General features: G+C 58.3%; 17 protein-coding genes. 8 read left to right on the forward strand and 9 right to left on the reverse strand.

Going from position 1 to position 22,138, the window contains the following annotated elements:
• Positions 1–211 precede the first annotated feature (211 nt).
• Positions 212–1,051: an NlpC/P60 family protein gene (locus tag ACED87_RS08120; RefSeq protein ID WP_449082343.1), complete on the forward strand. Its 840-nt coding sequence runs from the start codon at positions 212–214 to the stop codon at positions 1,049–1,051.
• Between the two features lie 237 nt (positions 1,052–1,288).
• The gene (locus ACED87_RS08125) at positions 1,289–2,425 is read left to right on the forward strand and encodes a trans-sulfuration enzyme family protein (protein ID WP_449082341.1); all 1,137 of its coding nucleotides are present in this window, start codon (positions 1,289–1,291) and stop codon (positions 2,423–2,425) included.
• A gap of 62 nt (positions 2,426–2,487) precedes the next feature.
• Here ACED87_RS08125 and ACED87_RS08130 read toward each other — a convergent pair whose 3' ends face one another.
• Positions 2,488–3,009, reverse strand: a complete 522-nt coding sequence (locus tag ACED87_RS08130; RefSeq protein WP_449082339.1) for a hypothetical protein — start codon at positions 3,007–3,009, stop codon at positions 2,488–2,490.
• Between the two features lie 480 nt (positions 3,010–3,489).
• Here ACED87_RS08130 and ACED87_RS08135 point away from each other — a divergent pair, with 480 nt between their 5' ends.
• Genes ACED87_RS08135 through ACED87_RS08145 form a run of 3 tightly spaced genes read left to right on the forward strand, consistent with a single transcriptional unit; the run spans position 3,490 to position 5,784 of the window.
• Positions 3,490–4,308, forward strand: a complete 819-nt coding sequence (locus tag ACED87_RS08135; protein ID WP_449082337.1) for a transporter substrate-binding domain-containing protein — start codon at positions 3,490–3,492, stop codon at positions 4,306–4,308.
• A gap of 56 nt (positions 4,309–4,364) precedes the next feature.
• Positions 4,365–5,042, forward strand: a complete 678-nt coding sequence (locus tag ACED87_RS08140) for an amino acid ABC transporter permease (RefSeq protein ID WP_449082335.1) — start codon at positions 4,365–4,367, stop codon at positions 5,040–5,042.
• On the forward strand, positions 5,035–5,784 hold the full coding sequence (locus tag ACED87_RS08145; protein WP_449082334.1) for an amino acid ABC transporter ATP-binding protein: 750 nt from the start codon (positions 5,035–5,037) through the stop codon (positions 5,782–5,784). The genes ACED87_RS08140 and ACED87_RS08145 overlap by 8 nt, the downstream gene beginning before the upstream one ends.
• A gap of 217 nt (positions 5,785–6,001) precedes the next feature.
• Here the strand turns inward: ACED87_RS08145 and ACED87_RS08150 are convergent, their stop codons facing one another.
• A complete protein-coding gene (locus ACED87_RS08150) occupies positions 6,002–6,691 on the reverse strand; it encodes a hypothetical protein (RefSeq protein WP_449082332.1) in 690 nt (229 codons plus the stop codon).
• Positions 6,692–7,158: 467 nt separating this feature from the next.
• On the opposite strand from ACED87_RS08150, the gene ACED87_RS08155 reads away from it, so the two are divergent.
• Positions 7,159–8,370: a glucose-1-phosphate adenylyltransferase family protein gene (locus tag ACED87_RS08155; protein ID WP_449082330.1), complete on the forward strand. Its 1,212-nt coding sequence runs from the start codon at positions 7,159–7,161 to the stop codon at positions 8,368–8,370.
• A gap of 26 nt (positions 8,371–8,396) precedes the next feature.
• Here ACED87_RS08155 and cls read toward each other — a convergent pair whose 3' ends face one another.
• On the reverse strand, positions 8,397–9,896 hold the full coding sequence (gene cls, locus ACED87_RS08160; protein WP_449082329.1) for a cardiolipin synthase: 1,500 nt from the start codon (positions 9,894–9,896) through the stop codon (positions 8,397–8,399).
• A gap of 162 nt (positions 9,897–10,058) precedes the next feature.
• Between cls and ACED87_RS08165 the strand changes: the two genes are divergently transcribed.
• Positions 10,059–10,694 (forward strand): TetR/AcrR family transcriptional regulator, encoded by a 636-nt coding sequence (locus ACED87_RS08165; RefSeq protein WP_449082327.1) that lies wholly within the window; start codon positions 10,059–10,061, stop codon positions 10,692–10,694.
• A gap of 169 nt (positions 10,695–10,863) precedes the next feature.
• Here ACED87_RS08165 and ACED87_RS08170 read toward each other — a convergent pair whose 3' ends face one another.
• From ACED87_RS08170 to ACED87_RS08195, 6 genes are all read right to left on the reverse strand, one after another.
• Entirely contained in the window at positions 10,864–13,011 is a 2,148-nt protein-coding gene (locus ACED87_RS08170; RefSeq protein WP_449082325.1) for a glucose PTS transporter subunit IIA, read from the reverse strand.
• 254 nt (positions 13,012–13,265) lie between these two features.
• Positions 13,266–15,791, reverse strand: coding sequence for an HAD-IC family P-type ATPase (locus ACED87_RS08175; protein WP_449082324.1), 2,526 nt, complete (start codon positions 15,789–15,791; stop codon positions 13,266–13,268).
• A gap of 92 nt (positions 15,792–15,883) precedes the next feature.
• Entirely contained in the window at positions 15,884–16,660 is a 777-nt protein-coding gene (locus ACED87_RS08180) for a heme ABC transporter ATP-binding protein (RefSeq protein WP_449089879.1), read from the reverse strand.
• On the reverse strand, positions 16,657–17,691 hold the full coding sequence (locus ACED87_RS08185) for a FecCD family ABC transporter permease (RefSeq protein WP_449089880.1): 1,035 nt from the start codon (positions 17,689–17,691) through the stop codon (positions 16,657–16,659). The genes ACED87_RS08180 and ACED87_RS08185 overlap by 4 nt, the downstream gene beginning before the upstream one ends.
• A 6-nt stretch (positions 17,692–17,697) precedes the next feature.
• A complete protein-coding gene (locus ACED87_RS08190; RefSeq protein WP_449089881.1) occupies positions 17,698–18,912 on the reverse strand; it encodes a heme/hemin ABC transporter substrate-binding protein in 1,215 nt (404 codons plus the stop codon).
• 71 nt (positions 18,913–18,983) lie between these two features.
• The gene (locus tag ACED87_RS08195; protein ID WP_449089882.1) at positions 18,984–21,164 is read right to left on the reverse strand and encodes an HtaA domain-containing protein; all 2,181 of its coding nucleotides are present in this window, start codon (positions 21,162–21,164) and stop codon (positions 18,984–18,986) included.
• A gap of 198 nt (positions 21,165–21,362) precedes the next feature.
• On the opposite strand from ACED87_RS08195, the gene ACED87_RS08200 reads away from it, so the two are divergent.
• Positions 21,363–22,019, forward strand: a complete 657-nt coding sequence (locus tag ACED87_RS08200; RefSeq protein ID WP_321104048.1) for a biliverdin-producing heme oxygenase — start codon at positions 21,363–21,365, stop codon at positions 22,017–22,019.
• The last annotated feature ends 119 nt before the right edge of the window (positions 22,020–22,138 follow it).

Raw genomic sequence — 22,138 nt, forward strand, 5'->3', positions numbered from 1 at the left:
GCCTCTCACACCCCCGCAAGAGGGTGATATATGCCCGAAAAACCAACTTTCTATAACGATTCGGTATACATCGTTACCAAACCGTTATAGGCTGTTCAGAGTCCAATCAGCTTCCGAGGGAAGCATGGGAGCCCACAACCCCACGTACGGGCCACCCAGCAGTAGCAGCAACCCGGCTGCGAAATCTCAAGAAGAGACGAAAGGTACAACATTGCGTCGTTCACTCTCCGTAGGTGCGGTAGGCATCATCCTGTCCGGTGCTGTTCTAGCAGCAGCAAACGCATCAGATAATGAAGCACCGCAGACCACCGTAGACAACGGTGCAACCGTTTCAACCCCCCTACTCAAGTCATTCGCCGTTGCCGGTGAAGGCAAGGTCGTTGACTGGGGCGTACCCGAATACGTCGTGGCCCCCGAAAAGCCCGTTGAAGCAACCCCCGTCATCGAAGAAGCTCCCGCAGCTGAAGAGGCACCCGTAGAGGAAGCCCCCGCTGTTGAAGAAGCACCGGTTGTTGAAGAAGCTCCCGTTGTAGAAACCCTCGTCACTGTTCAGGCAGAAACCATCGAGGTTGTAGAAGCAGCTCCCGCTCCTGCCCCCGTTGAAGAAGTTGCAGCCCCCGCACCCGTTGAGACTGTAGCTCCCGTAGCAGCCCAGGCACCCGCCGCACCCGCTGCAACCCCCACTCTTTCCACCGCCACCAACCAGGCCAAGCGTGACGCTGTTGTAGCAGCCGCCCTCGGCGCTGCCGCAGTCAACGCACAGACCGACTGCACCATGCTGGCAACCAACTCACTGCGCGCCGCAGGCATCAACTTCCACGGCTGGCCCATGGACTACATGTCACTCGGCACCGTTACCGCCAACCCCCAGCCCGGCGACCTGGTCCTCTACCAGTCCAACGGCTTCGGTCAGCAGCACATCGCCGTTTATATCGGCAACGGCCAGGCCGTACACGGTGGCTGGAACGGCATCGGCACCACCGTATTCTCGGTCAACCTGCCCACCGCGTCCGCACCGATCTTCGTATCACCTGCTGGTTACAACAACTAAACCAGCCGCCTCGCGCGTCTTTACGTAAGAAAACCCTCGAACCCACTAGGGATCGGGGGTTTTCTGCTACCTAACTAACCTGCAACAAACATGACGAGCAGGCCTTCCTACACCCCTGGCCTGTACCCCGGTGAACACCCCAGCAGAATGTCATAAAGGCGTAACCTTAATTCCCTGCCTCGCAGATAAGAGGTATAGGCTCTATAGGTAGGATTTTTGATATTGAAGGGAATCACCGTGGCAGGCTTCACCACCCGCGCAATCCACGCCGTGCACACCAACGAAGAGCAAGCCGTGGTGCCCCCCGTCTACACAGCCACCACTTTCGGCCAACCCACAGACGGCACCGAAGGCCCCTTCGAATACCAGCGCGGTGGCAACCCCACCCGCTCCAAGACAGAAACCACCCTCGCCGCCATTGAGGGTGCCCAATACGCCTACCTCTACGCCTCCGGTATGGGTGCCACCGCCGCAGCCATGGGAATCCTCGAACACGGCCAAACCCTTATCATGGGCATGCCCGTCTACGGCGGCAACTACCGTTTTGCCACCATCGAACTGCCCAAGCGCGGCGTCAACCATGAACTAATCTACGACCCCTCCGCCCTCTGCGACGCTCACTTTGAAGGGAAAAACGTGGGCATGGTCTTCATTGAGACGCCCTCCAACCCCACCCTGCGCGTCACCGACATCAAAAAAGTGGCCGACCTAGCCCACCGCCACGGGGCCCTGCTAGTTGTCGACAACACCCTCATGACCCCTTACCTACAAAAACCCCTCGACCTGGGCGCAGACATCGTGGTGCAGTCCGCCACCAAGTACCTGGCCGGGCACGGTGACCTGCTCGCGGGCGTCGCCAGCACCAATAAGGCAGAGTTAGCTGACAAGCTTTTTAAGGCCCAGCTGATCTCTGGCGGTGTGCTCTCACCCATCGACTCCTACCGTCTGCTGCAGAACGTCAAAACCCTGGCCCTGCGCATGGAGCGCCAGCAGGCCAACGCCGCCACCCTGATTGAGGCTGTCGCTGCTCACCCCGCCGTTGACACCGTCTATTTCCCCGGCTCCTACAGCGCCGAAGAAGCTGAAATTCAGGCCGAACAGGCCACCGGCAAGGGCGCCCTCTTCTCCTTCACCCTCAAAGAAGGCCGCGACATCAAGGCCTTCCTCGATGCCCTGCAGGTCTTCACCTTCGCCGTCTCCCTCGGCGGCATTGAGTCCCTGGTCTGCCTGCCCACCACCATGACCCAGGGCGCCTACTCCCCAGAAGACCGCGACGACGCCGGCCTCACCACCCGCCTGGTGCGCGTTGCTGTTGGTATTGAAGATATCGATGACCTGCTGGAGGATATGACCTTTGCCTTGGATGCTGCCTAGGGCGGGGTAAAGATACGAAGGGTGGGCTTCTGCGGTAGAAGCCCACCCTTCTGTGTGAGGGGTCAGTTGAGCGGTTTAGCGGCGAACCCTCGAGGTATCATCTTGATTGAGGTTTTCTCAATGAGACCGTCGACTTGAACGCGGTCAAGTTCTTGACCGGTTGAGCGGTCGTAACGAATCATCTGGATTTCTTCGTCTTGGTTATAAGAGAAGACAACGATATCGTCTTCCCTGAAAACAACCTGTGAGTTGGACAGCCCTTTTTTAGTTGCGGAGATATCGAAGAGTTCTTTGGTGACGCCGGTGGCAACATCGGTCTCATAGATAGTGTTCCCCAGGTACCAGGACAGTTTGCCATCTTTGATAGCTTCATTATCTATGGCTTGAGCATGTGCTACTCCAGTGCCGTCTTCATGGGTAAGAGGTAGCGGGGCTCCTTCTTCATCCGTCACAGGGACCGCTAAGAACTCTCTTGTTTCAAGGTCGAAGGTGAGCACATCGCCGTACTGATAGCTACCGTATTCATTCTCTTCAGGCAGTGTACCCAGGGCAAATACTTTTCCGTCCCACCCTGATGGTTTCATAGGTTCCATCAGCTTTAATGAGGGCAAGATAGCTACGGTCAACGGGGGTCGAACCAACTACTGAAGGGCTGAGGTAGAGCACGTATTCAACGTCCTCTAAGTTATTCCCGGCAAGTTTTGCCTCGGGCCATCCGTCTAAAGCTGGGGGAGGGGTGCAGGCAGTAAGGAGGAAGGCGGCTGTGAGTGCGATAAGGCTTCTTTTTTTCATGGTAATCTCCTTACTTAGCTCACAGTATAGTAAATTTCGGTGTGTTCGGAGTCCTTAATGTTGTAGGGGCTCAGTTCTACAAGCTCGGCGATAGGGTCGTCGCTACTTGCTGAAGCAGCGGTGGCGGTCCCTGCATTGGTAGTGTTTTATGCCGCCTCCAAACTCTCTTGAAAAATTTTCCTCATCATCGCGTAACAATAATTCTTTGCAGGGGCTCCACCTGTTATAAGCTTGCGCCGTTACCCAAAGTGCCACCACCGAAAGGCAAACCCATGCAGAACATCACCCGCCGCACCGCACTCTCCCTCACCGGCGCGTCCGCCCTCGCCCTGGCCCTGGCCGCCTGCAGCTCATCAGACAAGACCGCAAGCACCGCAGCTGCTGACAAACTCCAAGCTATTAAGGACGCCGGAAAAATCCGCATTGGCTTCGAAGGCACCTTCGCCCCCTGGAACTACCACAACGAAACCGGCGAACTAGTCGGCATGGAAAAAGAAATCGGCGACCTCATCGCCGCCGACCTGGGCGTCACAGCCGAATACATCGAAACCCAGTGGGATTCCCTCCTAGCCGGTGTAGACGCTGACCGCTACGACATCGTCATCAACAACGTCTCACCCACCGAAGAACGCCAGAAAAAATACGACTTCTCCACCCCCTACGTCGCCTCACAAGGCAAGGTAGCCGTACTAAAAGACTCACCCCTACAGACCATCGCCGACCTCAACGGCGCCACCGCAGCATCCTCTGAAACCTCCGTCTTCCGCACCCTGCTCGAAGAAGCCGGCGCAAAAATGACCATCGTCACCGGCTTCGACGAAGCCATCGAACAGGTACTCACCGGCCGTGTGGACGCCTGCGGCAACGACGCTGTCACCTTCGCCTACTACCAGGAACAGCACCCCGACGCCCCCATCCGCCTACTCGATGGGCTACTAGGCGAACCCTCAGAATCAGCAATCCTGATGCCCAAGGGCGCCACCAGCCTACAGGCCGCCATCAACGACTCCATCGACAAGCACATAGCCAACGGCGACTTCAAAGCCATCTACGAAAAGTACGTTGGCATCGACCTGACCCCCAAGGCCTAACCGGCCCCGGCAAGCCGCCCACCGGCGTCCGAACCGAAAGTAACCCGTAGAAGACTATGGACCGCTACCTAGAACTCTGGGCACAATCCCTGCCCTCCCTGCTGCTGGCCACCGCCCAAGTGACCATCCCCCTGACCCTCATCTCCTTCGCACTGGCGCTGGTACTGGGTCTGCTGGCCACCGCCGCCCGCAACCTCAGCCGCTACAACCCGCTCAACTGGCTAGCAACAGCCTTCGTCTGGTTCTTCCGCGGCACCCCGCTTCTGGTGCAGCTCTTCCTAGTCTTCTACGGGCTACCCCGCATAGGTATCACCCTCGACACCTGGCCCGCCGCCATCATCGCCCTGAGCCTCAACACCGGCGCCTACGTGGCCGAAACCTTCCGCTCCGCCTACGCATCCATCCCCCGCGGCCAGTTCGAGGCCGCCCGCACCCTCAACTTCACTAAGATGCAAACCCTGCGCCACGTCGTCATCCCGCAGGCCACCCGCATCGCCCTACCCCCGCTAGGTAACGACCTGATCGACCTGGTCAAGGGCACCTCCCTGGTGTCGGTCATCTCCATGATTGACCTCTTCCAAGCTGGCAAGCAGGTCGCCGCCCGCACCTTCGAGCCCCTTGCCATGTACCTTGAAGTAGCCGCCATCTACCTGGTCATCTTCACCCTGCTCTCCATGGCCCAGCGCGCTCTAGAGAAGCACACCAGCCGTTACATAAGGACAGCCAATGCTTAGCCTGAAGAACCTCACCAAAAGCTTCGGCGAGAACACCATTCTGCGTGACATCTCCCTAGACCTAGAACACGGCGAAACCACCGTCATCCTCGGGCCCTCAGGCTCCGGCAAATCCACCCTGCTCCGCTGCCTAAACCTGCTAGAAACCCCCGAGGCAGGCGTCCTCACCATCGAAGGGGACTCGGTAAACTTCGCCACCGGCCTGAGCGAGGAGCAGGTGCGCACCATCCGCAAACACTCGGCCATGGTCTTCCAGAACTTCAACCTCTTCCCCCACTACACCGCCGAACAGAACGTGGCCCTGGCCCCGGTGCTCAACGGCAAGATGGGTAAGGACGCCGCCGCCCAACTCGCGCGCGAGCTACTAGAAAAAGTGGGGTTGGGGCATAAGGCAGACTCATACCCCGATAACCTCTCCGGTGGGCAGCAGCAGCGCGTCGCTATCGCCCGCGCCCTGGCAGTTGCCCCCGACTACCTACTCTTTGATGAGCCCACCAGCGCCCTGGATCCTGAGCTTGAAGCTGAGGTTATTCGCGTCTTGATTGACCTGGCACGCGAGAAACGCTCCCTGGTGGTGGTCACCCACAACATGGCTTTTGCCCGCCGGGTTGCTGACCGTATCATCTTCCTTGACGGCGGCAGCGTGCTCTACAACGGGGCCCCCGAAGCCTTCTTTGACTCCGATAATGAGCGTATTCAGCGCTTCTTGCAGATTTTTGAGATGACGGACTACCACATCTAAGGCGCTGGGGCGCTAGGGGCGGCCTGGGCGTAGAGATGCCGGCCTGAGCGCCGCAGAGCCGACTTCACCCCGTCCTTTCTCTCTTCACCCCGTCCTTTCTCTCTTCACCCCGAGATAATCACTAGGGTGAAGAGAGAACAGAGGGGGTAAAGTTTTGCTTCTCGAAGGCTGCGGTTGCGTGACTCTGGCAAAATTTATCTTTGATTAGCCCCGTCTGCTATTCAGCGAATTCCCCAGCGATAAATTCCTGCATATAGGGTAAGACAAAAGAGAGCTTGCCATGGCCTGTTGCCGCGATAACTTCCGCTTTCAAAAGACGCTGGCGGTAGACGCTGAGCTCTTGAACGGTTTTGCCGAGGCGCCCTGCAATGTCAGCAATTTTGCTTTCCCCTTCGTCATGAGCCATAGCCTTCAGAAATTCCATATCACCGTCAGAGAGTGCAGATAGGGCAGGCTCATGTACAAGATAGGTGAGCTTTGAGCGAGAAACCTGAATTGCTTCTTGCACTGTAGTTGCATCCACCTGAGAACCGTCAGCAGACAGCCGCCAGGCATGGTAGCCCAGTAACTGTATGAGATAGGGGTACCCCTGAGAGGCGATAGCTGCTTGTTCTACCGCCTCTGATTCGATGGTTTTACCGCTACTGGCAAATGCTTCTACAAAGGCGTTGTGTCTGGCTTGCGGTGAGAGAAGCCCTAGCGAATAGCGTTCTGCCCGCCTCAGAAAGGTAAGGACGTTGTCATTCAGCAAATCATGGATCGCGTGGGGTAGCCCGGCGGCAACAAACATGATGTTGCGCCCTTCACGGAAGAGATGTTGGATTGCTGTCGCAATTTCTCTGAGGTCATCTATGTTCTCGCGGTGGACTTCATCGAGGGTAATGAGTAACCTTGAGTTCCTTGGCACGGCCAAAGATATTGGGCGGGGTAGCACCGAAAGATGGGGAGAAAGGATTGCTCATACCCCTCATTTTATACTTTTTATACTTTTTTATACTTTCGTCTAAACCGCTACTCAACTTATCTGAGTACGGTCGGAGTGTGCACCACAATACCGTCACCCTCCCGCCCAAAAATAGGCTTTTTCACCATGCTCCTGCAAGGGGAAAGAAGGTCCGCTCTGCTTCTGCGATGATGAACCGCCCAACAGCGGCGCAACACGAGCAGGGGCAGAATGGTTAACGGCACCAATACCAATAATGGCTGTCCCACCTGCATAAAGGCAGGGGTGGGGGCTAAAATCTAGGCGGACGCCGCCGCACATTTTCTTGCCTGTGGGGCAGGGGAATGTGGGGTGGCGTCCTTGTTTCGGTGTGGAAAGTATGTCACCATATCAATAACGATATGCACGCTTATTATCTGAGGTAGAGGATCGTGTCAGACCCATTTCCCTATGCCCAGCAGTCACCTACTATTGCGCTCATTCTGGCCGGAGGGCAGGGGCACAGGTTATCTCCTCTCACTGATCACCGCTCCAAACCAGCTATCCCCTTTGCCGGTATTTACCGCATTATCGATGTAGCCCTATCAAACCTGGCTCATTCGGGCATCCGCCATGTGTGGGTGGTGGAGCAGTACCAGCCTTTTGCCCTCAACCAGCACCTAGCTGGGGGCCGCCCCTGCGATCTTGATGGCACCCGGGACGGCCTGCGTATTCTTCCCCCGATTGAGGGCCGCCCCGAAGATGGGTTCGCCCAGGGCAACGGCCATGCCCTTTTCCAACAGCTTCCCTTGCTGGAATCTGCCGGGGCCCAGAACGTGATAGTGATGAGCGCCGACCACCTCTACCAGCTTGATTTACGCCCGGTGCTGGCCCAGCACCAGGAACGCAGGTCAGATTTGACGGTGGTAACGACCGAGATAGATGAGGACGCCTCCCGCTACGGTGTGGTGCGCACCGGTAAGGGCGGGGCGGTCACCCACTACGATTACAAGCCTGAGCAGCCTGCCAGCCAGAAGGTTGCCACCGAGATTTTTGTTTTCTCTGTGGCAGCCCTGCGGGCGACCTTAGACAGCCTGCTTGAAGGTGTGGACCGCTCTGATACTGAGGCAGTTGGTGAGGCCCTGGGCGACTACGGGCAGACTATTATCCCGTCCCTAGTGAAGCAGCATACGGTGCACGAGTATCTGCTTGAAGGCTACTGGAAAGATATCGGCACCATTGACGCCTACTACCGCGCCCACATGGACCTCTTGGAAGGCAAGGGGCTGAACCTGGATGCTCCTGGGTGGGCTATTATCCCTCACCCTGACCCCTATGCCCCTGCCTACCTTGCACTTTCGGCGCAGGTGAACGGGTCCATGGTTGCCCACGGTGCCCGTGTGCATGGCCAGGTGGACTCTAGCGTCGTTGGCCCTGGTGTTACCGTCGAAGCTGGGGCTCGTGTGGAGCGTTCTATCCTGATGGGTAATACCGTGGTGCCTGCCGGGGCTCACCTTCAGTCTGTGATTGTTGATGTGGGTGTGAGTGTGCCTGCTGAGAAGGTAGGGCAGACTAAGCCGGGGCCGGGTAATATCACCGTTCTTGCCAGTAAGCCCACCGGCCAGGGTGATGGCCACGGGGATGAAACAGTCGCAATGGCCTAGAACCCTAGAGCCATAGATTCTAGAATCTAGAGCAGTGAGCTCCACAGGCGGCAAATGTTCTCAGCAATTTTCTGGTGGAGGGGGCGTTTGACCCAGTCATTGTACTCTAGGCGCTTGCACTGTGAGATGTAGTCCTGGGCTACATCATCAAGTTCTTGCACCATGCTCTTACTGACGACGAAGGTAGATACTTCAAAGTTCAGGGCGAAGGAGCGGGGGTCCATGTTGGAGGAGCCGATGAAGGTGATCTCTTCGTCCACAATCATGAATTTGGAGTGTAGTACGGTGGGGCCGGGGTACTCCTGAATCTTCACACCTGAACGTAGGAGCTGCTCGTAGTAGGAGCGCTGCCCCATAATGGGTAGAATCTGATCGCCCTTCTCACAGACGATGAGGGTCACGTCGATACCTGAGAGCGCCATGTTAGTCAGGGCCTGGAGCAGGGTTTCTTCGGGTAAGAAGTAGGGGGAGCAGATGATGATACGTTCTTCTGCGTTGTAAATCAGGTGGTTGATCAGGCGCAGGTTGTTTTCGGTCTCGAATCCGGGGCCAGAGGGCACAATTTGGGCGAGCGGACGCTGGCTCTCCTGCTCTGGGTCTTCATGGGCTTCCATGTTCGCGTCGATTTCATGGAGTAGGAGCTCTTTGGTCTCGGCGTACCAGTCAGAGACGAATACGGCGTTGAGTTCGTGGACTACCGGGCCGGTGCAGAAGAAGGAGAGGTCTTTCCATTCCAGGCACTTTTTGATGTTGGCTTTGAGGTTGTAGGTGCAGTCGATGGCGTTTTGGGAGCCGCTAAAGGCCAGGTCACCATCAATGACCACGATCTTGCGGTGGTTGCGTAGGTCGGGGCGCTGCCACTGGCCTTTCCAGGGTTTGAGGGGGAGCATGAGCCGCCAGGGCACACCTGCTGTGTCGAGCTTGCGCTGAAGTTTTTTCCAGCGGGGGTACTTGCGGGAGCCAATATGGTCGATGAGTACGTGAACTGCAACGCCTCGCTGGTGGGCGCGTATCAGGGAATCCCATAGGGGTTCGGTGGTGCTATCGAGGGCGGTGATGTAGAACTCGAAGTGAACGTATCTTTGTGCCTGATCGATTTTCTCCGCTAGTTCTTTGAGGGCTGCGTTGTTGTCGTGGCGTAGTTCGAACTCGTTACCGCCGACTAGCGGTAGGGCACCGAGCTTGTAGTTGAGGTGGGCAGCCACCCGCGCAGGCTCAGGTAGCACTGGGTCACCTAGTATGGCGTCGTCACCTTGGATGGATTTTTTGATGGTCTTGTTCATCTCGCTTTGGCGCTCACGGCGATGTTTGGGCACCAGGTTGGAGCCAAAGACCAGGAAGGCGATGAGGCCTACGAAGGGGAGGAAGAAGATTGCCATGAGCCAGCCCAGCGCCACCACAGGTTTGCGGTTGTAGGGCAACCAGCACAGAACGAGGATACGGATAAGAATGTCAATAGCGACGAGGGTTACCGATAGCCAGTCTGGGAGGTTGGGGATGTCAATAAAAGGCAAGCTGAAGTTCACTAACCTAAGTCTACCGGGGGCTTGGGCTTGAGCCGGGTGCCTGCCGTAACATGGGGTATTTCTGCTAGAGTTACGTTTTTCTCCGCTGTGACTCACCACATTAACCCCTAGCTGTGTGCACTTCTGCAATAAACTGGTGGTGTGAGGAAACCCGAGAAATCTGTGCGACAGCAACGCCGCGAGCGAACCCATGCAGCCATTCACGAGGCTGCTCTCACGCTTGTGCTTGAGAAGGGTCTTAAAACCACCACAACCGACGAAATCGCTGAAGTAGCAGGCGTCAGCCCCCGCACCCTCTTTAACTATTTCGCCAGCAAAGAGGACGCCGTGCTAGGTTTGCGTGCCCCCGTCATCACCGATGAGATTGTGCAGCGCGATATGCAACGGCAGGATCTTTACATTTTTGAGCGTATCGCCCACCTGATGCTTGATATTATCCTTGCCTCAGTTGATAACCCCACCTACCCGCAGGTGCGTTCTTTGGTGCAGGATTACCCGGAGCTGCACTACCGGCTCAAAACCCACCATATCGAGTGTGAGAATACCTTGGCGGGTCTGCTGCGTACCGTTGACTGGGTGGAGTTTAACGCGCGCGGACGCCGCGGGCCCTGGCCCTACCTGCCGGAGAATGAGCCCGGTGAGGGCATCCCAGAGCCTCGCCTGCGTGCAGCTCTTTATGTCACCTCAGCTCTCTTGCGTTACCTGGACTATACCCACGGTGTGCCTGAAGGAGCCGAACACGATAAGGTCATTCGTGAGGCCGTGCAGACCTTCCGTCACCTGCTGCGTGAGGACTAGCCCCTTACCTGCTCTACCTGCCCAGATTAATAAACTTCCTACCCCCCCCGCGGGTAAGAGCGCGCACTGGCGCAAGAAGATGAACTAGCTCAATCTAAATTGATAAAAAGCCGCCCCGCACCGTCTAGAAGGACGATACGGGGCGGCAGGCTCAAAAGCTAAGGTCAGATTACTTGGTAGTAACCTTCAGCAGCTCAGAACCAGGCTGAACATCACCAATAGCAGCCTCAACACCAGCGAAGCGGTTGGTGTTAGTGACCAGAATGGGGGTGACCAGTGAGTAACCGGCCTGCTTGATGACCTCAGGGTCGAAGGTCAGCAGAATATCGCCGGGGGCAACCTGCTGGCCCTTCTTAACCTTCACATCGAAGCCCTCACCGTTGAGGTTGACGGTGTCGATACCTACGTGAATCAGCAGTTCTACACCGTTATCGAGCTTCAGACCTACGGCGTGACCAGAAGGCATGGTCACAGAGACCTTACCGGCAGCAGGGGCCACAACGGTGTTACCGGTGGGTACGATAGCTGCACCCTTACCCAGCTTTTCAGCGGCAAAGATGGGGTCAGGAGTCTCAGACAGGGCGATTGCCTGGCCTTCCATGGGTGAAGCCATGGTCAGCACAGTACCTGCGGTAGGTGCTGCCTCTTCAGCTGCCCAAGGGGTAGCTGCGGTGGGGGCGGCGTCCTGTTTTTCAGCAAGAGCAACAGGGGCGGCAGCAGCAGTAGCTGCTACAGCGTCAGTGCGCTTTTCGGAGGCACCGGGGGTAACTGCTTCAGCAGCTGACTCGCCGATACCGGTCTCTGCAACGGCTGCGGCCTTAGCGGCAGCTTCAGCCTTTTGCTCCTTGGATTCGTAACCGAAAATCAGCACACCTGCCATAGCGCCGAAGTAGGCGATAGCCAGACCAATCATGTAGAGGTACCAGGGCTGCATAGCGGGGATAGAAATCAAGGAGGTGAAGGCAAAGGCGTAGGACTTAACACCCAGAGCTGAGATGGTGGCACCACCGATGATGGCAGGCACCAGAATCAGGGGGAAGACGCGCTTGTAGCGCAGAACAACACCGTAGAGGGAGGGCTCAGAGATACCACCGAGCAGACCTGAGGCGGCCGCACCAGCAGCGGTCTGGCGTAGCTCCTTGTTGCGGCGAGCTGCGATAGCAACACCGGTTACCACGCCGAAGACAGCGAAGTTGTAGGCACCCATGGGGGACTGGATGAAGTCCACACCGTCGGTCTGCAGGTTGTTAATCATGACGGCATTCAGGGGCCAGTGCAGGCCCAGGGGAACCATGAAGAGGTAAAGACCTGCGATAATACCGCCGACCAGCCAAGGAGCATCTTCGTTGACGCCACCGATAAAGTCAGAGATCGCCAGAGCGAACTTGATGCCGATGGGGCCAATCAGGAAGGCAGTCAGAGGCACCAGAATCATCACGGAGAACATGGGCACAAAGACCATGTGCAACATGGTGGGAATGATGCGCTTGAGCAAACGCTCCAGGGGGGCGAGCAGGGCTGCTGCGAAGAGGGGCGGGAAGATCTGGCCGGTGTAGTTCATGACGTACAGGGGCAGGTCAAGGCCCAGGAAGGGAACACGCACAACGCCGTCTACTGCGATATCGGCAAAACCCTGGAAGGTTCCGGTCATCAGTGCTGCGGGGATAGCTGCACCGACCCACATGTTGGCGCCCAGGCGCTTAGCGGCAGTTGCACCCAGCATGATAGGCATGAACTGCAGAACTGATAGGGCCGCAGCCAGCATCAAGAACCAGAAGGGGTAGGCTGCACGCCACTCATTGAGCATGGCCGCAGCAGCGTTTTCATCAGTCAAACGGGGGCCGTTGACGATGTCAACGTTCACAAGCTGACCGGTGAGGTCGGTGTACTGACCGAAGTAACCTAGCTGCTGCAGGAAAACAATCAGGGTCAGAATCATGGAGGTGCCCAGCAGCGCCCAAAGCAGGGGGCGGAAGGAATCTGAGAGCACATCGAAGACGCGGGTGAGAGGCCCAGCCTTCTTCTGATCGGCTGCTACGGAGCCTGCAGAAGAGCTTTCGCCCACTGAGCTCATACCCGGCAGCTTCAGCATTTCGTTGTAGACCGCCTCAACCCGGTCACCAAGGACGACCTGGGTCTGGCCGGACTGCTCAATCAAGGAGAGCACGCCGGGGGTCTTCTCAACAGCGTCCTTATCGACGGCGCTATTGGACTTAAGAGTCACGCGCAGGCGGGTGGCGCAGTGGGTTAAGTGCGAGATGTTCTCGGGGCCGCCCAGGCCTTCAAGAATCCGCTCACCAATCTGTGAATTATTCACGGGTAGAACCTTACTGGTGTGTGCGGACTGCTCACCGGTTGTTAAGACGAAAAAGACCCGAGCTGCTCATCTCACCTGCCTACCCGTGGAGAGTAAACAGGTGCTCATACAAGGGGCCTGGGTGTGGGTACACCGGTGCCGTATGAGCTGATAGCAACCCAGGTCTTGCCTGCTCAACCAGTAACAATCCTGATGATTTACTACATAAGTGTTATGGGTATGAACCCAGTCGTGCTCCAGCGTACTCCTTGAGCCTAGCCTTGTGCAAGTACCTGCGGGTGGTGATCCCGTAACCAGGCGGTGTGCAGGCGCAGGTTAATCTCAAGACCCAGGCAACCAAGAGCTGCCGAACCCACAGTGGCCAGCAGATATGCACCGCTAGGAATGGTGAACTGGTGGTACCAGAGCGAAGGAGGCAAAAGCAGAACAAGCACCAGCCCAGCGTACATGGTAGCCACAATAGCTAAACGTACACCCCGCACCGGTCGTACTACCGTGGTGATGTTATAGATACCCATGAGAGCTAGGGCTAGGAAGGTAGCAGTCTGCACCTCTGAGGTAGTGACCGCGCTAAGGCTACGCCCATAACCGTTGACGAAAACCAGTACCGCTGTGATCACAAGGGCCGCAGGCAGGGCAAAGCGCAGGGCCCTGTCTAAGAAGCCACTGACATAGCGTCGAGTATTAGGCAACATGGTAAGGAAGAAAGCAGGGCCGCCTATCATCAGCAGGTCAACAGTAGAGTACTGGCGCGGTAGGAAGGGGAACTTCCAGCAGAGCACACCCAAAGTCAGGCCCAGCAGGATAGCGAAGGCGGTCTTAGTAAGGAAGAGGTTGGTTACCCGCTCAATATTGGCGATAATCTTACGCCCCTCAGCCAGCACACCGGGTAGGCGGTCAAAGCGCCCATCCAGAAGTACCAGGCGCGACACTGCCTTAGTGGCAGGGGCAGCATTGCCCATGGCGATACCCAAATCAGCGTGCTTGAGGGCCAAAGCGTCATTAATACCGTCACCGGTCATAGCCACCACATGCCCGGACTGGCGCAGACCCAACACCATATTTTTCTTCTGCTCAGGGGAGACACGCCCAAAGACCGCGTGGGTGCGGGCAGCTTCTACCAGTTCAGGGCCAGACTCCGGGAGAGCGGAGGCGTCTATAGCACCGGCTGAGACGTCCATACCGGCGGTAGCTGCTGCGGCCGCTACCGTGCGGGGGTTATCACCAGAGAAGACCTTCAGGTCAATACCCTGACCCCTGAAGTAGGCCAGGGTTTCGGGGGCCTCTGAGCGTACCTGCTCACGGAAAATTACAAGAACCTGAGGCACCAACCCGGCAGGTATCTGGGTGGCAACCTTACCGGAAGGCTCACGCAGAAGAGCTGGGGCATGAGCCAAGACCAGCACGCGTAGCCCCTGTTCAGCCAGCCCACCGGCAAGCTCCCGGGCAGAAGAATCTTCAGGCAAAAGAGCCTCAGGTGCCCCCAGCAGCCAGGCCCCCGTACTACTGAACTCCACCCCGCTAAAACGCAGAGCAGAAGAAAAAGGTAGGACGCCAGTAGCCTCTGGAACACTGGCACCGGCCGGGGCCGCTGCGCCGGCAGCTTCAGCAAAGGGCTCCCTGAGGGCAGCAGCGGTAGAGTTAGCGTTCTGGTCAGCCCCCAACCAGCCCAGGGCAGCAGCCCAGCCGTCCTTAACCTCAGGGGCAGGGGCGCTGGCGTCCTGACCCTCAGCCTCACCACAGAGCACCTGCCCGCTCAAGGCACGAACCGACTCAAAACGCACCCCACCCTCAGTCAAGGTGCCGGTCTTATCAAAGCAGACCGTATCAACACGGGCCAGCACCTCAACGGCAGGCTGCTCCTGAATCAGCACCTCAGTGCGAGCCAGCTTAACCGAGGCAACAGCAAAAGAAATGGTAGTCATCAAAGCCAAGCCCTGAGGAATCATCGACGCCACCGACGAGACAGAAGTAATCAAAGCATCACGCCAAGCCCCTGAATCAAAGGCAAACTGCCAGCCACCAGCAGCCTGCATCTGCCCATTGAGCACCACCGCAATAATAGGAACCAGCGCCCAGGTAATCCAAGTAACCACCCGCTCCATGCCAGCGCGCAACTCAGAATGAATGGTAGTGAACTGGCGGGCCTCAGCGGTAATCTGAGCGGCACGAGACCTTTCACCTACCGCCGTCAGCCGTACCTTACCCGAGCCACCAATCACAGAGGACGCCGAAAGCACACCATCGCCCGGAACCTTACCCACAGGGTCGTTCTCACCGGTCAGCAAAGACTCATCCAAATCTAGGCCATCACTGGTGAGCACCACCGCATCAGCAGGGACCTGGTCCCCGCGCTTGAGTAGAACAACATCGTCACGAACTAGCTGGTCGAACGCGACCGGCACCAGCTCACCATTACGCACCACAGTAGCCGGGTCCCGCCGCAGCAAGGCAATACGGTCAAGCTGACGTTTGGCCGAAAACTCCTGGGTAAAACCAATCACCACATTAGCGATAGCCGCCAAAAGGAAAAGAGTATCAAACCAAGAACCCACCAGAATCACAGCCAACCCACACAAGCCCAACACCAGGTTAAACATGGTGAAAAGGTGAGTGCGGACGATAGTGGCCGTAGAACGGGACGTCGCATTATTTTGCGTGTTCACCAGCCCAGCAGCCTCACGCTCAGCCACCTGCTCGCCGCTCAGCCCAGCCGCCTCCAAAACCTGATCTGCAGGGGTGCTCACCATGACACAGGAAATAGGCGCGGTGCGAGGCATAGGGACTCCTTGGGATAAGGGCAGGTAAGGCATTACCTAGTCTAGTAGCAGAAACTGTGGCCGTGCGTCCGCCCTGAGGATGAAAAAGGGCATTAGTCGCGGGCCGGAAGCACCAGTAGACGCCCGGTTACCGGGTGGGTAAGCACCTCAATAGGATGACCGTAGACCGCGCTGAGCCGCTCGGCGGTGCAGACCTGCTGCGGGCGTCCTTGCGCCACCACCCGCCCCTTGGCAAGGAGCACCAGCCGGTCAGAGTAAGAGGCCGCCACATCAAGATCGTGGAGAACCACCACCACAGCAGCCCCCTGCCGGGCGTAGGCTCGGGCGTGGGTGAGGGTCTGCTCCTGATGAAGAATATCGAGCGCAGCGGTGGGCTCATCGAGTAGCAGCAGGGGAGTACGCTGAGCAAAACCCCGGGCCAGGTGGGTGCGGCCAGTTTCGCCGCCCGAGAGGGTACGGACGTCCCGGCCCGCCAGGTGTTCGGTATCGGTCTCGACAAGAGCGGCGGATACAATTTCGTAATTCTGGCGAGCTTGCTCGGTGCCCCGCCAGGGGGTGCGGCCCATCTGGACCACCTGCTGCACAGTATAGGAGAAGGCCACTGATGTGTGTTGCAAGAGCATGGCCCGGGTACGGGCCAACTCTACCGGTCGGTAGTCTGTCAGCGGACGCCCGCCCAGGGTAATCTGCCCCGAGCTGGGTGAGGTATCCCCTGCCAACAATGACAAGAGTGTTGATTTACCTGCCCCATTGGGGCCGATAAGGGCTAGGACCTCACCGGGAGCAACTTCGAGTGATATGTCGTGCAGAATCTGCCGACCATTCACCTGGTAGCCGACCGAGTCAGCAACGAGTAAAGGTGCGGTCATAAGGCCCCCTTGGCCAGAGTTCGGCGGAGCAAGATGAAAAAGGTGGGGCCGCCCACCAGGGCCGTAAAGATGCCGATGGGAAGGTCAGCGAAGTTCACCAAGGTGCGAGCAGCAAGGTCAGATGCCGCAATGAGTAGAGCACCACCCAGAATTGAGGCAGGCAGGAGCACCCGGTTGGAGGGGCCTATCACCATGCGAAGCAGGTGGGGCACAATCAGGCCCACGAAAGCGATGATGCCCGCGTAGGCCACCGCAGCCCCGGTGAGCAAGGCGGTGCAGACGATAGCAGCCAGGCGTAGGCGCTCTACATGAATACCCGAGTGGGCAGCGGCCCGCTCGCCCAGGGCGAGCAGATTGAGCTGCCGGGCTAGAAGCAGGCAGCCAATAATACCGACGCCCACAATCGGGGTGCTGGTAGCTACCGACGCCCAGGTTGCCCCGTTCAGAGAACCCATCTGCCAGAAGATAATCTGGTCGCGGCTGGCGTCATCGGCGATGAAAACCATCAGGGCAATCAGGGCGTTAGCCACGGCGGTCACGGCAATACCGGTAAGAATCATCGATAATACCCCTGCCCGCCCGCCTGAGCGGGAGAAGACATAGACCAGAGCAGTGGTGGCTAGCGCACAGACAAAAGCGCAGAGGGGCACGGTGAACATGCCCAGAAGGTTCAGACCCAGAACGATAGCCCCGCAGGCTCCCACCGCAGCCCCGGCAGAAATACCGATGACACCCGGTTCGGCCAGCGGATTACCGAAGACCGCCTGCATTAAGGCCCCGGACGCCCCCAAGGCGGCCCCCACCAGCAGCCCTAGCAGAATACGCGGTAGGCGAATATTCCAAAGAGTGGCGTCTGCAAGTTGCATGGCAGGGTCAGCGGACGCCAGCCCCAGCTTGCGCAGAATACCCGCGGCAACCTGGGGTAGGGGAATCTCAAACTGGCCCAGACTGGCCGAAATGACTACCGCGCCGAGCAGTAGAAGGGGCAAGGCGGTAAAGACCGCTGTAAGAGTAGAAGAACGTACCTGCACGAGAACCTACTGCTGGGTATAGATAGCGGTGGCCAGCGATAGGAGTACCGCGGCACTGTTCGGCCCGAATGAGAGAACCTGGCCGTCCGCCATATCAACCACGCGTTGGTTGGCCCCGGCCGTGGTTTCAGCTACGCCGGGTCGAGCGAAGAAGGCCTCGATACCGCCAGTAGACTCCACCCCGCCGGTCATAGTTAAGATTAGGTCGGGGTTAGCCCGGGAGAGTGCTTCAGCGTTAGCGGGAACAGTGCCCGAAACTCCGCCCTCACTCGCCACATCGCGCCCGCCCAGGGCCTTAATCAGCTCGTCAGCCCCTGAGCCGTCACCGAGAATAAAGAAGATACCGGCGGTGCCTCGCACATAGAGGAAGACCATGCCTACCTTCTGCGCCGGATCCTGCGGGGCTACCTCGGCAATGGTAGCTAGTGCCGAATCAATCTCAGCCTGCACCCGCGCACCCAGCTGGGCACCGGCCTCCGGAACGCCCAGAGCCTGGGCAACCGCCTCAATCTGCGGAACTACCTGGCCCAGGGAACGGGAGGGGTCAAAGTGCACCACGGTCACCCCTGCGGAGCGCAGCTGCTCGGTAATTTCAAGGGGGCCGTTGGTGGTATCCATGAGCACCACGGTCGGAGCGAGAGAAAGAACCGCCTCAGCAGAAATATCGTGGCCGTTCTGGGTAACCAGGGGTAGGTCTGCCAAAGTTGTCTCTGTCGAAGACGTGACCCGGCCTACCAGGTTGTCGCCCAGGCCCAGGGCCACAACGGTCTGGGCCAGGGTGCCGTACATGTCCAGGGCAAGAATCCGGTCGGTGCTGGTCACTGCCACCTGGGTACCCTGAAAATCAGTGACGGTTACGGGTAGCTGCGGGGCCTGCGGGTTCTCAAGGTGCAGTACATCGGGCACAGACGCTGCCGTGGCAAGACCTGTCAGGCTCTTAGGGTTCTCTATAGCGTGAGTTTTTAGGTAGTCCTCGGCCTGCTGCAGAGCAGTACGGTGCAGTTCTTCACTTGCGGGAGCCTTAATACCCCCGGCCGTTGCCGACGACTGCGCCTCACTCTCAACCGACGTAGAAGCTGCCTCCGCCTGCGAGGCTGTAGCAGCGGCGTCCGCACCGCTCTCTACCGACCCGGTACAGGCTGTCACCGCCAGAACCAGGGCCGCACTCAGAACAGAAAAACCCCGGCGCAGGGGCAGGGAAGAAAAAGAGCGCGTGAGCACCAGAACCTCCTGAGAGAAAGAAAGGGGGTGGGAACCGGGTACATTCCGGCTCCCACCCGGGGAAGGGAGAATTAGGACGCGCGGCGGCGGGCTACCACCACAGCACCAGCAGCCAGCAGGGCGGCACCCACAGCAACAAGGGCACCGACTGAAGCGCCAGTATTCGCCAGCTTGCCACCGTGGGCAGCTGTGCGAGCAGACTCAGCCTTCCGCTCAGCCTCAGCGTTTAGGGCATCACAGTTAGCGCCGTTCTCAGAGACATACTGAGTCTTCTCAACGGTCTGAGAAGCACCGGTGACGGTCTTTGAACCCAGGGTGCCGGTGAAGCTGATGGGGTCAAGGGCCATACCTGCTGAGTAGAAGCCAGCGAAGGCAGCAGCCCCGGCCTCGGTGAGGGTAGCTGAAGCGCCTGAGAGGGAGATGGTTGAGCCGTTAACGGTGAGAGAAGAGGTATCGACCGTGGCAAAAGCGACCTCACCGTAATTGGTGGCAACCCCATCAGTGTTGTTAGAGGTTACGGTCAGGTAGAGGGTGCCGGTAGAACCGTTGATCTCAAGGCGGGGGTTAGCCATCAGGGTGTTGAGGGTGCCCTTGTGGCCGGTGAAACGCACCGAACCGGTGAAGTTAACGGTTCCCTTTCCATCAGCAAAGCTACCGGTGCCCTGTGACCAGTTAAAGGTGCTGTTGGAATAAGTTGTGTCGCTGAGTTCCCAACCGCCCTGGGCGATACCGCCACCGATGTAATTACGGAAAGATGAGCGCACGCCCCAGCTCAAGGTTGCTGCTGACACAGTGCCATCAGCCTGGGTGCTAGTTGCACCGGCAACTGTCTCAGTGACGGTTACCGGAACACACTGGGGGGCCGGGTCAGCAGGGTTGATGGAGGGCTGGGCAGCAGGCTCCTCGGTGGGCTGAGCAGAAGGAGCAGCCGTCGGCTCAACAGAAGGCTGGGCTGAGGGAGCGACGGTCGGCTCAGCAGTGGGCTGGGTGGTAGGTTCAGCGGACGGGCCGGGGGCGGGGGTCTTGCTGGGGGCAGGAGCCGGAGTTTCGCTGGGAGCCGGGGCGGGCGCGTCCTCAACCACCGGCGCAGCCACGCGCAGGTAGAGGGGGTCAAACTCCGTACCCTCAGCGTAACGGGACCCAAAAATGGTGGCCGCATGCCCGGTGGCATAGGTGGTTACACCGCTCAGGAGCAGATTGCCCTCGGCGTCGGTGGTTAGGGTGCTCGCGTCGAAGCTGGCGATGGGCTGGTCAGTGATTTCTCCGGTGTTGGCTGAGGTGCCGGTGGCGTAGATGTAACCCTGGGCCCCATCGGTGACAACCCGGAAGCTGTGCAGGTTAATGTTGAGCACCCCGCCGTGGGCTAGCAAGGAGAAACTACCCGGAACACTGATGGAATAGCCGGTGTCTGTTGTCTGCGCGGTCGCACCGGCGAAGGCAAAGTTATTGCCTTCGAGGCTGGTCTTTTCACCGGGAGTTACTGCGTTCTGCGATAGCAGGTAGTTGAGGAAGGAATCCTTAATACCCCAGGTGACGGTTCCCGCTGCATTGGTGACGCCGTCAGCGGTCGGTTCCGGGGTAGGGGCTGGGGCAGGGTTTTCTGCGGGCTTTTCGGTCAGGTTGGCTGAGAAGCTGAGGGGCGCGAGAACCTCGCCGGTCTTGTAGAAGCCGGCGAAGGCGTCCGCGCCCTCGGCGGTGAGAGTAACAGGAGCGTTGGTGACTGATACGGTGCCGTTGCTGAAAGCGATGCTAGCAAGGTCTACGGTAGCGAAGCTGACGCCGGTGGCATCCACGTCGGGGGAGCCGTTGTAACCCTTGGACTTTACATCGGCTACCAGGGTGCCCTGGTTACCGTTGACTACAAGTTTGAGGTTGGCGTAGATGATATCTAGGGCGCCGTGGTGGGCGGTGAAATGGATAGTTCCGGGGTAGTTGATGGTTCCCTGCGCACCGGTGGACTCCCCTTCAGCCCCCTCCCAAGAGAAGGTTGAACCGTTGAAGTTGGGACCGCCGGTTACCTCTACGCTACCGCCGGCAAAAGCGCCGGTGACATAGCGGATAAAGGAATCTTTGAGTGACCAGGTGAGCTTGGCATTGCTAGCAGTGTGGGTTGCGGACGCAGCAGCGACGGTGCTGCTGGGGGCGTCTGCAGCGTCGGCGGTGGACGCGGCAACCAGGGTCATGCCTGACAGGGTGAGTGCGGCGGTGGCTAGGAGGGCGCAGGAGCGCCGGGTGCTGTGCTGAAGAGACATGGGCATCCTCGTGAAATCTATGTAGCGTAGGGTGGGCATATTTCGTAACATGCTCGGCCTTATTAAATTTAAAGGTATGCCTAAACTAGCATTAAGGTGAACCTAATAAAAATAGATCACGAGGTCTTGACTTAATTATTTCCTGGTGACAATTTGTCAGTAAAGATTCCTCTGCAACCCCTCACCAAGGAGAACCCCATGACACTCACCCTTGCCGACACCGAACGTCCTACCTTCTCAGCCCGCCTTAAAACAGAAACCGCAGCCCGCCACAAGCAGGCAGAGCATTCCAGCTTCATGGCTGACCTCATGGGCGGCAAACTCACTGTGGAGGCCTACCGCATGTTGCTGACCCAGTACACCTACATCTACGAGGCCCTCGAAGAAGTGGCTGCTGGCTTCCGTGCTCAGCCCAACCCCATCACCGAACCCTTCGTGCTAAAAGGCCTTGACCGCCTTGCCTCTATTAAGGCTGATCTAGCTGAACTAGGCGGACCCATCGATGACCAGCCGTTATCGGCAACTGCTGACTATGCGGCAGCTATTCGAGCGACGGCGTCCGCCCCCGAACGTTTTCTAGCCCACCACTACCTGCGTTACTTGGGCGATTTATCGGGCGGCCAGGCTGTGGCTGCCCTAGTCGCCCGGCACTATGGGGTGCCTACTAAGGCTCTGAGCATGTACCGCTTTGAAACGCTCCCGAAGCCCAAGGTCTTCAAAGATTCCTACCGGGTTCTTCTGGACGAGGCTCCACTGACGGACGCCCAACGCGATGCCCTAATCGATGAAGCACTGACTGGCTTCGACCACAACACCCGCGTGTTTGCCCAGCTGGGTAAACGCCTAGCCCCATAAAATATCGTCAAGGGTAGCGGCCTACGCCTGATTTAGACAAAAGGACGCCTGAAGCCTGTGTACAGAACCCGCCAGGTGCAACACCAGCGCGATGACCCGCACCACCACCGACCCTAGCC

The organism is Rothia sp. 32237D007AR (genome assembly GCF_053544675.1).

Bases quoted from the DNA above. Each gene is read 5' to 3' on its own strand.
- ACED87_RS08130 (WP_449082339.1), bottom strand. From the start codon at position 3,009: ATGAAACCATCAGGGTGGGACGGAAAAGTATTTGCCCTGGGTACACTG.
- ACED87_RS08135 (WP_449082337.1), top strand. From the start codon at position 3,490: ATGCAGAACATCACCCGCCGCACCGCACTCTCCCTCACCGGCGCGTCC.
- ACED87_RS08175 (WP_449082324.1), bottom strand. From the start codon at position 15,791: ATGCCTCGCACCGCGCCTATTTCCTGTGTCATGGTGAGCACCCCTGCA.
- ACED87_RS08180 (WP_449089879.1), bottom strand. From the start codon at position 16,660: ATGACCGCACCTTTACTCGTTGCTGACTCGGTCGGCTACCAGGTGAAT.
- ACED87_RS08145 (WP_449082334.1), top strand. From the start codon at position 5,035: ATGCTTAGCCTGAAGAACCTCACCAAAAGCTTCGGCGAGAACACCATT.
- ACED87_RS08200 (WP_321104048.1), top strand. From the start codon at position 21,363: ATGACACTCACCCTTGCCGACACCGAACGTCCTACCTTCTCAGCCCGC.
- ACED87_RS08195 (WP_449089882.1), bottom strand. From the start codon at position 21,164: ATGTCTCTTCAGCACAGCACCCGGCGCTCCTGCGCCCTCCTAGCCACC.
- ACED87_RS08140 (WP_449082335.1), top strand. From the start codon at position 4,365: ATGGACCGCTACCTAGAACTCTGGGCACAATCCCTGCCCTCCCTGCTG.